Genomic DNA, 13,007 nt, shown 5'->3' with positions numbered 1-13,007 from the left:
GCCTTCCCGGAGCTTGCCTCGCGAATGACGCCGAGGCCCCGCGTTGACAGCCCGAGGCCCGCATCGTCACACGAGCGGGTGGGCCGAGGACATCAGGGCCTTGAGGCGGGCGGGCGGTGCCACGAACGTGGGGAGTGCGACCGGGGTCAGGGCGATCATCTCGGCGGGGGTGAGGACCCGGCCGTCGATCGTGCCGAACGAGCCGCCGGCCTCGGCGACGATGACCGTGCCGGCGACGACGTCGTGGGCGGCCTCGCCGAGGAACGTGCAGGCCTGGAGCCGGTTGGCGGCGACGAACGTCATCTCGCAGCAGGCGCTGCCGAGGTCGCGGAGGCGGCCGGGCAGCGATCGCGTGTCGACCGCGCGGAGGGCATTGGTGCCGACGCAGACGTTGTCCTGGTTGTGGAAGACCTCGGCGTCGCGGATCTCGAGGCGCTCGCCGTCGCGCCAGGCCCCCTGCCCCTTCGTGGCCCAGAACAACTCGCCGAGCGGGGGGATTGCGATCACGCCGAGGACGGGTTCGCCCGCGTCCACGAGGCCGATGCTGATCGCCCAGAGGGGGAGCCCATGCACCATGTTCCCCGTGCCGTCGATCGGGTCGATCGACCACCATCGCGCCCCTTGGCCGCCGGTCGACTCATATTCCTCGCCGGTCAATCGATCGTCGGGGAACCGGGCCCCGAGCCGTTCGCGGATCAGGCGTTCGAGGTCCTTGTCGAGGTCGGTCACGAAGCTGAGATTTGCCTTCTCCCGGGGCGTCACTCGCTTCGATCGCGACAGCGCCACCGCGGCGGCTTCGGTCGCGAGCTCCTTCACGAAATCCAACTCGGCGGCTAAACTCGGCACGTGGTCCATCCCCAAATTTGTCCGTCGGGTCCGAGGCGAGGTCGGCCCTCCAAGGGTATGCCAACGCCTCGGGCGCACGCAAGGTCGCTTCGACGTTGGCATGCGGTTCGCAATGTCGGGCAAGGCGATCACCCGACTGGTCTCGGGCGATCGAGGAGATAGAATGAACGGACCGGGAACGGCCTCCCCCCCCAAGCCAAAGGGGTCGTGACCGTCGAGACTGCCCGCGATCCGGGCCGTGTTTCGGGCCGGCTTGGGTCGCGGGGAACGGGCGGCCGTCACGGATTGGAAGGCCGCCCTCTACGATTTCCTCCCCTTTAATGATTCGAATGGCCCCAAAGGGGCCTGCGGTTTGCACGGAACTGATCTACCTAGGTTGCTGATTCGCATGCCGATTCGTCTTGATAAGTTCGTCGCCGATCGGTTCGGCCTCTCGCGTCGCAAGGCCCAGGATGCCGTGCGCAACGGCCGCGTCGACGTGGCGGGCGACCGTTGCGACGAGCCCGGGCGCGAGGTCGAGGCCGATACCCCCGTCGAATACTTCCCGAACCGTCCCAAGGCCCGAGTCGTGGCGGGCCGGCTCCGCGTCTTGTACGAGGACCGACACGTCCTGATCGCCGACAAGCCGGCCGGCCTGCTGAGCCAACCGACTCCCGAGCGCGAACGCGATACCCTGGTGGAACGGGCGAGTCGATACCTGGCGATCCGCCACGGCAACCCCCGACCTTATGTTGGCGTCGTCCATCGGCTCGACAAGAATACGTCGGGGGCGCTCGCCCTGGCCCGGTCTCACGAGGCGGTCCGGGCGTTCCAGGCCCTCTTCCGCGAGCACAACATCGACCGGCAATACCTCGCCGTCGTCGAGGGGAGGCCCGAGCGGGACCAGGGGACGATCGACCTCCCGCTGATGACCAACCGTGTCGACCTCCGGCGAGGCGTCGCGCGTTGGCCCGACCAGGGCAAGGTGGCGATCACCCACTATCGCGTGATCGAGACGTTCGGCCCCGTCGGGAGCCTCGTCGCCTGCTGGCTCGAGACCGGGCGGACCCACCAGATCCGCATCCACCTCGCCGAGATCGGCCATCCCGTCGTGGGCGACCCCGTCTACCGCCCACGCAATCGCCCGCGCTCGAAGGCGCAGTTCCACCGCCAGGCCCTCCACGCCCAGACGCTCGGCTTCGAACACCCCCTCACCGGGCAGGTCGTCAAGGTCGAGGCCCCGGTTCCCGCCGACCTCGACGCCCTGATCGTCGACCTCCGCAATCGCTATGGGATCCGAGGTGCGGGGGGGTAACTCTATCTCTGTTACCCGGCTTCGGGAGCGGATCGCACTCGGGTTGCATCCACCAGACGGGATCTCACGAAAGACCTCTTACAGGCCCGAAGCGCAAGCGAGTGAATCTTCCTCGATCTCTTGGGCGAAGATTCACTCGCTTGCGCCTCGGGCTTGTACTAGCGAGAGACCACTCAAAGGTTGACGGCGCTAGCGGCGGGGGTCGACCTTATTCGCCGGCCTTCTCAGCCTCGGACTTGCCTTTGGCCTTCGCTTTCTCGGCCTCGGGCTTGTCTTTGTCCTTGGCTTTCTCCACCGGCTTCTCGAAGACGATGATGTGCTGCCAGGGGAGGAACTCGAAGTTCTCCTTGAACGCGAACCCTTGCGGCTCGAGTTCGCGGCGGACCTGGGCGAGGGTCATCTTGTGTTCGGGGCGGATGGGGACTTCCGGGTCCTCGCCTCGGAACTCGACCAGGACGAGGCGGCCGCCGGGCTTCAGAGACTTGCGCAGGCCCTGGAGGGTGGCTTCGGGATCGACGCATTCGTGGTAGACGTCGACCATCAGGATCAGGTCCACCTTCCCCTCGGGGAGCTTGGGGTCGGTGGCCGTGCAGCGGACCGGCCGGATGTTCTTGATCCCGGCGTCCCTGGCGTTGTCGGCCAGGGCGCGGAGCATTTCGGGCTGGACGTCGGTGGAGAGGACGAGGCCCGTCGGGCCGACCCGGCGGGCCATGCGAATGCTGGTATAGCCGACCCCCGCACCGACGTCGGCGACGGTCTCGCCCCGGCGGATCTTCAAGGCGTCGAGCATCGCCTCGGGCTGTTCTTCCTGCTCGCGCTCGGGTCGCACGAGCCAGTCCGCACCCCCCTCGAACGACATGACCGGCGCGATCACCCGGCCCATGTACGTCCCTGGCCCGTCGGAGCGTGCTCGACGTACGGGCCTGGCTTTTGCCTTTGCCTTGACCTTCGGTTTTGCTTCAGGTTTCGGTCCCGCGGTCGGCCCAGGAGCGTCCTGCGCCACCAGCGTCCCCGAAACGATCCAGAGCATGGCCAGGGTCAGTGGCCCGAGTCGATGGCGTCGCGGCATGTCATGCTCCTTCGGCGAACAGGCGTGGCCGACGTGACGCCCATCGACATCCATCAGTCGCGGAAGGCGTAGTTCACGATGCACCATAGGGCCTGCACCCCGTCCTTCCAGCCGATCTTCTTCCCCTCGCGATAATCGCGGCCGTTGTAGCTGACGGGGATCTCGTAGATCCGGCAGCGACGCGCGGGCCGGCCATCGATCGCAGGGACCTCGAATCGCGCGACCTTCGCCGTCACTTCGGGCTCGAAGCCGAAGCGGTTGCTCTTCAAGGTGATGTTCTGGATCACCTCGCGACGGAAGACCTTGTAACAGACTTCCATGTCGGTCAGGTTCAGGTCGGTGAAGATGTTCGACAGCAAGGTGAGGAACCGGTTCCCCTGCGAGTGCCAGAAGTGGAGGACCCGGTGGGACTCGCCGATGAACCGCGATCCGTAGACCACGTCGGCCTTCCCCTCGATGATCGGCTGGAGGAGTTGAGGATACTGCGAGGGGTCGTATTCGAGGTCGGCGTCCTGGACGATGACGATCTGGCCGGTCGCGTGCTTGAACCCGGTGCGGAGTGCCGCGCCCTTGCCTTGGTTCTTCTCGTGGTAGACGACGGTGAGGTCGCTATTCTCGGCCGCGAGGGTCTTCAATCGGTCGGCGGTCCCGTCGGTCGAGCAATCATCGACGAGGATGATCTGCTTCCGAATGGGGACTTCGCGGACCTGCCTGAGGAGCTCGTGGATCGTGTTTCGTTCGTTGTAGACCGGGATAACGACCGAGAGCACGAGGTCGTCAGGGATTCGATAGATCCCCCACTGCCGGCAAACCCCCTCGCCGAGGTTGCGGAGGAGCCACTCACGTCGCTCTCGAACATCGTCGGGAGGGAGCGGGGCGTGGAAATCGTCGTTCGAAGATGTCATGGAAGTAGGACTGGAAGACATCGAGACGAGGTCCTTCGGGCCCGAGACTCATACCGGCCAACCAACGTCTTATACGGGCGACCTGGAAACGCGGAGTATAAACGGACGCCCCGCGCCTGGCTAGTAGCCTGAGGATTTCACACCCCGGTGCCACGACGCGTTGCAAGGACGCATCGGAGGGGCGAAACACAGTGGTCCATCCCGGCGTCGCGACGCTGGGATGGACCATGTGGGGCACTCGGCCCCGGTTCTTGTAGCCGCGACGGGCAAGGTCCGCCCGACGACGAAATAACCCTAGCTCACATCGGGGGAGCAGGAGCCGGGGCGGGAGCGGGCTCGGTCGTGGGGGCGGGAGCCGGGGCCGGGGTCGTTTCAGCCGGGGCGGGAGCCGGGGCCGGCGGGGTTTCCGGGGCCGTGCTCGGGGCGGGAGCCGGGGCCGGCGGGGGCTCGGTCGCGGCGGGCTTGGCGGCCTCAGGAGCGGCCGGGGTCATCATCGGAGCGGGGGCCGGGGTCCAGGTCGACTGGCCGGTGGGGAACGCCTGGCCCGAGGCGATCGCGCCATCATAGACCGGGGTGTAGCTGCCATAGACGGCCGGAGCATAGCTCGCGCCCATGCTATAGCAGGAGCTGCTGTAGCAGCTCGAGTAGGTGTAGCCGCTGTCGTAGCACGCGGAGTGGTGCTTGCGGCGACCGAACAGGCCGCCGAACAGCCCGCACTTGTGCTTGGCGCTGTAGCAGGACGAATAGCCCGAGCTGTAGCAGGCCGAGTAGCAAGAGCTGTAGCACGACGAGCTGTAGCAGGACGAGCTGTAGCAGGCGGGTGCCACGTAGCTGCTGTAGCACTGCGACGAGGAGAGCACCGGGCTGCTATAGCAGGCTTCCACCGGGGCGCTGCTGTAGCAGGAGCTGTAACAAGACGACGCGTAGCACGACGAGTAGCACGTCGGCGCGTAAACGGGCGCACACGACTTGTGATGGCAGCCCACGCCGCTCAGGGCCATCAGCAAAACAATCGTTCCCTGCATCGCATTTCTCCAAGGTGCTTTGGCAATCGATCGAACGGGAGCCGCAACAACGTGAGACGCTCATCGATTTTCGATCGGGTGTTCTGAGGTCCCTGCTCGCCCCGATGAGCGGATCGCCCTCTTCCTAATCTGACAGGTCGCCAAACCGCCGACAACCGCTACGGTTCGCTCATGTACCGCAAATTCTAATACACGGACGCCCTCCGTGCAATCACTTCGATGTCAAAATGGCGGAAATGCGGGTATTGCTGAGATTGAAACGAAACTGCGGGTTCTTTTCGGCGGATCGCATCGGCAACCTGTCTGGCTGGGGGGCACGGACGCGGGTAGGATCGGGGCGGGATTTCGGCCGGAAGGACCCGAGCCGCCCCGTTCTCCTGCCTGGTCTCAAGCCACCCGATCATCGATCGAGGGAAGGGGTGACACGTTGGGAGGCAGTAAAGCTAGCAAGTCTGATGCCATTGTCGGGATTGGGAAGCTCTGGCAAACTTGGCCGGTTTGGGCGCGTCAACTGGCTTCGGCCGCCCTGCTCTTCCATATCGTGGCCATCCTGGCCGGGGCCTTGGCGGCGCCGCCTTCGTCCCTCCTGGAACGCGAGGTGGCAGGGTTCTTCGCCACGTACCATGAGGTGATCGATCAGGGCTACTCCTACCGCTACTACGCCCCCGAACCCGGCCCGACGCCGATCGCGATCGCGCAGGTCCGGTTCTCCGACGGGCGGCCGGAGGTTTCCATCCGGCTCCCGGATCGCGGGACGTTCCCGAGGCTGCGCTACCAGCGCCAATTAGCCCTGGCGAACCACCTGGCGACCGACTTCGCCACCGCTCGAGAAATGACGGGCGACGGTTCGAAGAGCCATTGGGCTCGCTCTTACGCCCGACATCTCGCGAAAGCCCATCCGGGCTCCGTCGAGGTCTCTCTGTATTTGCAGTCGCACCTGATCCCCGATCCCGAGCGGATCCGTGCGTCGCTCGCGGAAACCGGTGCGTCGCGGGTCGACCTCGACTCCGAAGACTTCTACACGGCCCGCGAGCGGATTGGAGTGTACCCGTGCGACGCCTTGTAATCGGGCCGGTGACCTATGCCTCGGAACTCGTCTCGGGGCTCGTGCGAGGTTGGAACGAATTCTTCTTCACCCCTGCCGACCCGACGCCCCTGGGTGTGATCCGCGTCGTCGTCGGGCTGCTTTCGCTCTGGAGCCTGGGGGTCTACGGGCTCGACCTCGATGCCTTCTTCGGCAACGGAGGCTGGGCCGATCCCGAGGTCGTCCGATTCGTCCACAAGAATCAGTCGCCGTCGGCCTGGTCGTTCTGGCTCCTGGTGCCCGATGGCCTGCTTCGCCCCGTATGGTTGGCGTGCATGGCGGCGCTCGTCCTCTTCACGGTCGGCCTGGGGAGTCGGGTCACCTCGGTTCTCGCCTGGGTGATCGTCGTGTCGACGTCGAGGCGCGTCCCCGTGGCGCTCTTCGGGTTCGACCAGGTCGTCGCGACCTGGCTTTTCTACCTGGCGGTGACGGGGGCGAGCGGCCGGTCGGTCTCGCTCGACCGGTTCCTCTCGCGCTACCGCCAGGCGCGGGCTGGCGTGTCGAGGAGGAGGCCTGACGGGCGTTGGCCGGTCACCTCGGGGGTTCCCGAGCCATCGGTCTCGGCCAACCTGGCGCTTCGGCTCATCCAACTCCACCTGGCCTTGATCTACGGGATGGCCGGCCTGGCGAAGCTCCAGGGACAAGGTTGGTGGTCTGGGATGGCGATCTGGGGGGTGCTCGCCTCGGCCGAATTCCGGCCGTTCGACCTCACCTGGCTTGTCGCCTACCCATGGCTCCTGAACGTGCTGACCCACGGGAGCCTGGCCCTGGAACTAGGCTACCCGGTGCTGGTCTGGGGACGCCTGCTCCGGCCTCTGATCCTGGCCTCGGTGGTGATGCTCCACGTCGGGATCGCGCTGACGGCGGGGCTGACCGAGTTCGGGTTGGTGATGATCGCGGGCAACCTGGCATTCGTCTCGGGCCCCTGGCTGCGAGGCCTCGTCGGGGGCGGGGGCGAGCCTTCGGTTCGCGTACTCTACGACGGGGCCTGCCCGAGGTGCCGGGCCTCGATGGCCTTGATCACCGCGGGAGACCCCGACCGGAGGATCGAGCCCGTGGACCTCACGGCCGTCGACGTCTCTACGATCCACCCGGGCCTGACCAAGGCCGCGTGCCTCGAGGCGATGCACACGGTCCGATACGACGGCCAGGTCGCGGCCGGCTTCGACGCCGTGCTCGTGGTGGGACGCCGGGCGCCACTCTTCTGGCCCTTGGCCCTGGTCGGCTCGCTCCCCGGCATTTCCTGGGTGGGGCATCGCGTCTACAATAAGGTTGCGGCCACGCGGCCCCGCGATGTCCCCTGTACCGACGACATCTGCGGCATCCATCCCGCCTCCTCGGCGGCCGGTCGCGAGAGAGCGCACTCATGATTTTCGACCCGACCCCGGCCGACGAGGGCTTCTCCCCACGTCGGCTTTTCGTTTTCGAACCCGGCTGGAAGGTCGGGATGAAGGTCGGGAGCGTCCGCGAATTCTGTTATAAGATGGCACCCGGGCAAGACTTCTATCACCGCCTTGGCGATGGTGAGATCTACCTGCAACGGGGTGACGAACGGATTTGCCTCGCCTGCGCCGAGCGAAACGGCATCCTGGCCTATGGCCCGAAGGGACTTCGTGACCCCCAGAACGCACTCGGATTCGACGTCGAAGGGAGCGACCTCGACGTCGGGCCGGGGGCGACTGGCCAGGCCGATTGAACCCGCCTCTCCCGGTCATGCCCTCGCGTTCGCCACCCCCCTTATGCGACAATCAACACATCGGAGGTCAAGATTCGGGCCGGATCGAAAGGGGCCATCCCTTCTCGATTGATCCGGGCAGGGGTCTTATCTTGACTTCTCTGGTCGAAATGGGGATCATTTCTGCGATCGAGCGCGAAAGGTACCGATGAGCGTTTCGTCGAAGTGTTACTACGCCATTCGGGCGATCTACGCCCTGTCTGAACATCCGGGCCCCGAGCCGATGAAGATCGCCGAGATCGCGGAGCGGGAGCTGATCCCGATCCGGTTCCTCGAGGTGATCCTGGGGCAACTCAAAGGGGGCGGGTTCGTCCAGAGTCGTCGAGGTGCCGAGGGCGGGTATCGGTTGGCCCGGGCGGCGGATTCATTGACCATCGGGGAGATCATGCGGTATATCGACGGCCCGATCGCCCCGGTCGATTGCGTCAGCCTCTCGCGTCAGAAGGAGTGCGACTTCCACGGGGAGTGCCACTTCTTCGGCTTCTGGGGCCGAGTTCGGCAAGCGATCTCGGACGTGGTCGACCGGACGACCTTCGCCGACATGATCCGGGAGAATCGCGAACGGAAGCGCGGCTATGTCGGCGACTGGATCATCTGAAGGAACGTCGAGATTGCGACGATGCGGGCGTCATCGGGAGGCCCAGGGCCTCCTCGATCACCCGCCCCTCGCGGGGCCGACAGGCGTTTCGCAAGGTCCGGGATGGTTGCAGGCGTCGCCGAGAATGGGCGGGAGACCTGGCTTGAGCGGGGACCATCCCGCGCTTCGAGCGAGGCCCGAGGCCCGGTCGCCCCTGCCCGAAGCGCGGTGACGGTTGACGTCGTTGTCCCGTCGAGACGGTCGAGACACTCTTGCTGATACGTATGAGCCAGACTGAAATCCATCCCCCCACGCTCCATTCCTGGTCTCGGCGAATTCTCCTCCTCGCGGTCGGCGTCCTGTCGACCGCGGCGGGATGTAGTACGTCCGCGAAGGGCGATAAGGGAGGGGTCGACACGTTGACGATCGGGGCCTACTCGGTCGTGCGTGAGGCCTTCCGCGAAGGGATCCTCCCGGCGTTCGCCGCCCACTGGAAGCAGGAGACCGGGCGCGTCGTCCGGTTCGAGGAGTCGTACAACGGCTCGGGCGCCCAGAGTCGCGCGATCGTCTCGGGCTTCGACGCCGACGTCGCGGTGCTCTCGCTCGAAGGGGATGTCACCCGGTTGGTCAAGGCCGGGCTCGTCGACGAGGCGTGGAAGAAGGGCCCCGACAAAGGGCTCATCACCCGGAGCCTGGTCGTGCTCGGGGTCCGCCCGGGGAACCCTCGGCAGATCCACGACTGGGAGGACCTGACGAAGCCGGGTGTCTCCGTCCTCTACCCCGACCCGAAGACCTCCGGCGGGGCTCGTTGGAACATCAACGCGATCTTCGGCGCGGGGCTGCTGGAGAAGGATCGGAAGAAGCCCGACCTCGAAGCCGCCCGCACCTTGCTCTCTCGGGTCCAGGCGAACGTGGTCAACATGGACTCCTCGGGACGCCAGAGCATGGCGACCTTCGAGCGAGGGACGGGCGACGTGGTCGTCACCTACGAGAACGAAGTCCTCCTCCAGGCCAAGATGAAGAAGATCGAGGCGCCGTACGTGATCCCTCCGGCCACGCTGTTGATCGAGGGGCCCGCGGCGATCGTGGACTCGTCGGTGAAGCGGCACGGCAACCGGGCGGTGGCGGAGTCGTTCCTGGCGTTCCTCCGGAGCAAGGAAGCGCAGCGGATTTTCGCCGAGTTCGGCTTCCGGCCGCTCGACTCCAAGCTCGAGCCCGCCGGCAGGGCCCCCCTGCCCTCCCGGCTGTTCACGATGAAGGACCTGGGGGGCTGGTCCAAGATCAATAAAGATGTCTACGATTCGGGCGGGGTCTGGGACTCGCTCTTCACTCGCAAGCGGGGAGAGACTCCGTGAGCCGACCGAGGTCGGGACAGGCCCCTCTGGGCGAGTTGGTGATCCGCGCGGCCTCGCTCTTCTACCTCGGGCTGATGGTGGTCCTCCCCCTGGCGGCCCTGGGACTCCGGGCCGCGGAGCCGGGCGCCGCGGCTTTCTGGAAGGCGATAACCAACCCCTTCGCCTGGCACGCGCTGAAGCTGACGTTCATCACCGCCGGGGTCATGGTGCTCATCAACGCGGTGACCGGCACGGCGACCGCCTGGGTCATGGTGCGGCACTCGTTCCCGGGCAAGAAGATCATGGACGCGCTGATCGACCTGCCGTTCGCCGTGCCGACGGTGGTGACCGGCCTGATGCTGGTCGCGCTGTATGGGCCGTCGAGCGTCCTCGGGACGTTCCTCGGTCGTCATGGCCTGTCGGTGATCTACCAGCAACCGGGGATCGTGCTCGCCTTGCTGTTCGTCTCCTACCCATTCGTCATCCGGAGCGTGCAACCGGTGCTCCTCGAGCTCGACCGCGCCGAGGAGGAGGCCGCCGCGACGCTCGGGGCCGACGCCTTCACGACCTTCCGGCGGGTCACGTTCCCGACGCTCTGGCCCTCGATCTTGACCGGCACGGCCCTGGCCTTCAGCCGGGCCCTGGGGGAGTTCGGCAGCGTGGTGATGGTCGCCGGCAACCGGCCGCTCGCGACCAAGACCGGCCCGATGTACATCTTCGGCGAGATCGAGAGCGGCAATCCCCATGGCGCGATGGTCGTCTCGGTCGTCCTGCTCGCCTGCTCCCTCGCGATCCTCATCATCCTGAACCGGCTCCAACGCCAAGGGGGGCGCACCAATGGCCGATGAGCTCGCCTCCGAGCCTTACATCCTCACGCGACGCCGGGGGACCCCCTGGGGACAGCGGCTCTTGACGATCGCCGTCGTCGGCTGGTTCGTCATCCTGATCCTGGTCCCCGCGCTCGCCCTGGTCCGAGGGGCATTCGCCCGAGGGATCACCCCGTTCCTCGGCGCCCTGGCCGCCCCCGAGGCGCGGCAGGCGTTCTCGCTGACGATCGGCATCACGATCCTGGCCACCGTGATCAACACGATCTTCGGCCTGGCCTTCGCGATCGTCCTCGTCCGGCAGGATTTCTGGGGCAAGTCGCTGGTCGACGGGCTGGTCGATCTCCCCTTCGCCGTCTCGCCGATCGTCGCCGGGCTGATGCTGATCGTCGTCTACGGCGGCCAGGGGTGGCTCGGGCGCTGGCTCGAGCCGATGGGGATCCAGGTGACTTATGCCTGGCCCGGCATGCTCCTCGCCACGATCTTCGTGACGCTCCCCTTCGTCGTCCGCGAGGTTGTGCCGGTGCTCCGGGAGTTCGGGGTCGACCAGGAAGAGGTCGCCTATACCCTGGGCGCGGGCCGTTGGCGGACCTTCTGGTGCGTGACCCTCCCCTCGATCCGCTGGGGCCTGGCCTACGGCATCACGCTGACCATCGCCCGCTCGCTCGGCGAGTTCGGGGCGCTGCTCGTGGTCTCGGGCAACATCATCGGCCGGACCCAGACCGCCACGCTCTACGTCCACGACGGCATCGAGAGCTTCGACAACGAAGGTGCCTACGCCGCCAGCGTCCTCCTCGCGGGGATCTCATTCGTCATGCTGATTGGCATGGAACTGCTCCGGAAGCGCGTCGATTCGCATGAGAAACCGGAGTGAAGCGGGGAGCGAACACCATTCACCACAAAGGTATAAAGACACAAATGTAAAATAAAGAACTTTTTAATGTAAAAAGTTTTGAACAATTGGCTTTTAAATTCTTGGTTTTCTTCCATTGTGTCTTTGTGCCTTTGTGGTGAATACCCTCCCCCTCCCCCTAACGCCGAACCGGTCGGGAGATAAGACCGTGAGTATCGTGGTGAAGAATCTCTCGAAGCGGTTCGGGCAGTTCCAGGCCGTGGACGGGGTCTCGTTCGAGGTTCCGGCGGGGCAGCTCGTGGCGCTGTTGGGTCCGTCGGGGTCGGGGAAGAGCACGATTTTGAGGATCATTGCGGGGCTCGAGCCGGCGGACACGGGGGACGTCGAGCTGACGGGCGAAGACGCGACGCACGTGCCGACGCAGCATCGGGGCGTCGGGTTCGTCTTCCAGCACTATGCGTTGTTCCGCCATATGACGATCCGTCAGAACGTGGCGTTCGGCCTCGAGGTCTTCAAGCCCCGCCCCTCGGCCGGCGAGATTCGCGAGCGTGTCGACGAGCTCTTGAAGCTTGTTCAACTCTTCGGCTACGCCGAGCGTTACCCGTCGCAGCTCTCGGGCGGGCAGCGGCAGCGGGTCGCATTGGCTCGGGCGTTGGCCCCCCGTCCCAAGGTCCTCCTCCTCGACGAGCCCTTCGGCGCCCTCGACGCCAAGGTCCGCGAGGAGCTCCGCTCGTGGCTCCGCAAGCTCCACGATGAGGTCCACGTCACCAGCCTCTTCGTGACCCACGACCAGCAGGAGGCGTTCGAGGTCGCCGATCAGGTCGTGGTCCTGAACCGCGGGAAGGTCGAGCAGATGGGCCCGCCGCAGGATCTCTACGAGCATCCGGCGAGCCCGTTCGTGACCGCCTTCCTCGGTTCGGTCAACGTCCTCCGCGCCGAGACGGTGCTGGGGATGGATCTGGGCGAAGAAGACCCGTTACCCCTCGACGTCCCCGGCGATAAGGGCGAGGCCGGGGCGGTCTACGTCCGTCCCCACGACTTCGAAATCACCCGGGTGCGCGACGGTCGTCCCGCCTGGTCGGCGAGGATCCGCAAGCTCATCCCCCTGGGGGGCCTCGTCCGCCTGGATCTCACCCTCCTCGACGGCACCAACATCAACGTCCAGCTCACCCGCGAACGCTCGCTCCAACTCGCCCTCGTCGAGGGCGAAGACATCTTCGTCTCGCCCAAAGACTGGAAAGTTTTCCACGAGTCCAAGGGGTTCGTCGAGAACTACGTGATCTGACGACTGCCGGTATTGTCGCTCCCGACAAGGCGTTTCGGCTCCAGGGACGAAATCCGTGTTTCCCGTCCTCTCCGCCCGAAGCGGTCCGAATCGCCCGCGTCGAGGTTCAGGACAATCGTGCATGGCGGCTCGCCGATTGCCTATGCCATGTCGTAGTCGGAGATGGCGGAGAGGCG

General features: G+C 66.0%; 13 protein-coding genes. 9 read left to right on the top strand and 4 right to left on the bottom strand.

Annotated features, from left to right (window positions below):
- Positions 1 to 66 precede the first annotated feature (66 nt).
- Positions 67 to 855, bottom strand: a complete 789-nt coding sequence (locus ACYOEI_RS18195) for an inositol monophosphatase family protein (protein WP_462850966.1) — start codon at positions 853 to 855, stop codon at positions 67 to 69.
- Between the two features lie 379 nt (positions 856 to 1,234).
- On the opposite strand from ACYOEI_RS18195, the gene ACYOEI_RS18190 reads away from it, so the two are divergent.
- Entirely contained in the window at positions 1,235 to 2,140 is a 906-nt protein-coding gene (locus tag ACYOEI_RS18190) for an RluA family pseudouridine synthase (RefSeq protein WP_462850965.1), read from the top strand.
- 208 nt (positions 2,141 to 2,348) lie between these two features.
- Here the strand turns inward: ACYOEI_RS18190 and ACYOEI_RS18185 are convergent, their stop codons facing one another.
- The 3 genes from ACYOEI_RS18185 to ACYOEI_RS18175 form a co-directional block, all read right to left on the bottom strand.
- Entirely contained in the window at positions 2,349 to 3,209 is an 861-nt protein-coding gene (locus tag ACYOEI_RS18185; RefSeq protein WP_462850964.1) for a class I SAM-dependent methyltransferase, read from the bottom strand.
- Between the two features lie 53 nt (positions 3,210 to 3,262).
- Positions 3,263 to 4,135, bottom strand: a complete 873-nt coding sequence (locus tag ACYOEI_RS18180) for a glycosyltransferase family 2 protein (protein ID WP_462850963.1) — start codon at positions 4,133 to 4,135, stop codon at positions 3,263 to 3,265.
- 278 nt (positions 4,136 to 4,413) lie between these two features.
- The gene (locus ACYOEI_RS18175) at positions 4,414 to 5,139 is read right to left on the bottom strand and encodes a hypothetical protein (protein ID WP_462850962.1); all 726 of its coding nucleotides are present in this window, start codon (positions 5,137 to 5,139) and stop codon (positions 4,414 to 4,416) included.
- Positions 5,140 to 5,566: 427 nt separating this feature from the next.
- On the opposite strand from ACYOEI_RS18175, the gene ACYOEI_RS18170 reads away from it, so the two are divergent.
- From ACYOEI_RS18170 to ACYOEI_RS18135, 8 genes are all read left to right on the top strand, one after another.
- Positions 5,567 to 6,205 (top strand): hypothetical protein, encoded by a 639-nt coding sequence (locus ACYOEI_RS18170; RefSeq protein ID WP_462850961.1) that lies wholly within the window; start codon positions 5,567 to 5,569, stop codon positions 6,203 to 6,205.
- Positions 6,190 to 7,593 carry a DCC1-like thiol-disulfide oxidoreductase family protein gene (locus ACYOEI_RS18165; RefSeq protein ID WP_462850960.1) on the top strand — a complete coding sequence of 468 codons (1,404 nt, stop codon included), beginning with the start codon at positions 6,190 to 6,192 and terminating at the stop codon, positions 7,591 to 7,593. The genes ACYOEI_RS18170 and ACYOEI_RS18165 overlap by 16 nt, the downstream gene beginning before the upstream one ends.
- A complete protein-coding gene (locus ACYOEI_RS18160; RefSeq protein WP_462850959.1) occupies positions 7,590 to 7,919 on the top strand; it encodes a hypothetical protein in 330 nt (109 codons plus the stop codon). The genes ACYOEI_RS18165 and ACYOEI_RS18160 overlap by 4 nt, the downstream gene beginning before the upstream one ends.
- Before the next feature lie 187 nt (positions 7,920 to 8,106).
- Complete coding sequence (locus tag ACYOEI_RS18155) at positions 8,107 to 8,556, top strand: RrF2 family transcriptional regulator (RefSeq protein ID WP_462850958.1); 450 nt, start codon at positions 8,107 to 8,109, stop codon at positions 8,554 to 8,556.
- Positions 8,557 to 8,819: 263 nt separating this feature from the next.
- Positions 8,820 to 9,890: a sulfate ABC transporter substrate-binding protein gene (locus tag ACYOEI_RS18150; protein ID WP_462850957.1), complete on the top strand. Its 1,071-nt coding sequence runs from the start codon at positions 8,820 to 8,822 to the stop codon at positions 9,888 to 9,890.
- Positions 9,887 to 10,717 carry a sulfate ABC transporter permease subunit CysT gene (gene cysT / locus ACYOEI_RS18145; RefSeq protein WP_462850956.1) on the top strand — a complete coding sequence of 277 codons (831 nt, stop codon included), beginning with the start codon at positions 9,887 to 9,889 and terminating at the stop codon, positions 10,715 to 10,717. Before ACYOEI_RS18150 ends, cysT begins: the two co-directional genes overlap by 4 nt.
- Entirely contained in the window at positions 10,707 to 11,567 is an 861-nt protein-coding gene (locus ACYOEI_RS18140; protein WP_462850955.1) for a sulfate ABC transporter permease, read from the top strand. Before cysT ends, ACYOEI_RS18140 begins: the two co-directional genes overlap by 11 nt.
- 187 nt (positions 11,568 to 11,754) lie before the next feature.
- Positions 11,755 to 12,831, top strand: a complete 1,077-nt coding sequence (locus ACYOEI_RS18135; protein ID WP_462850954.1) for a sulfate/molybdate ABC transporter ATP-binding protein — start codon at positions 11,755 to 11,757, stop codon at positions 12,829 to 12,831.
- Positions 12,832 to 13,007: the final 176 nt, after the last annotated feature.

The organism is Singulisphaera rosea, from assembly GCF_054877945.1.
Note: the sequence above shows the minus strand (reverse complement) of the source record. Positions and strands in the feature narration are given on the sequence as shown.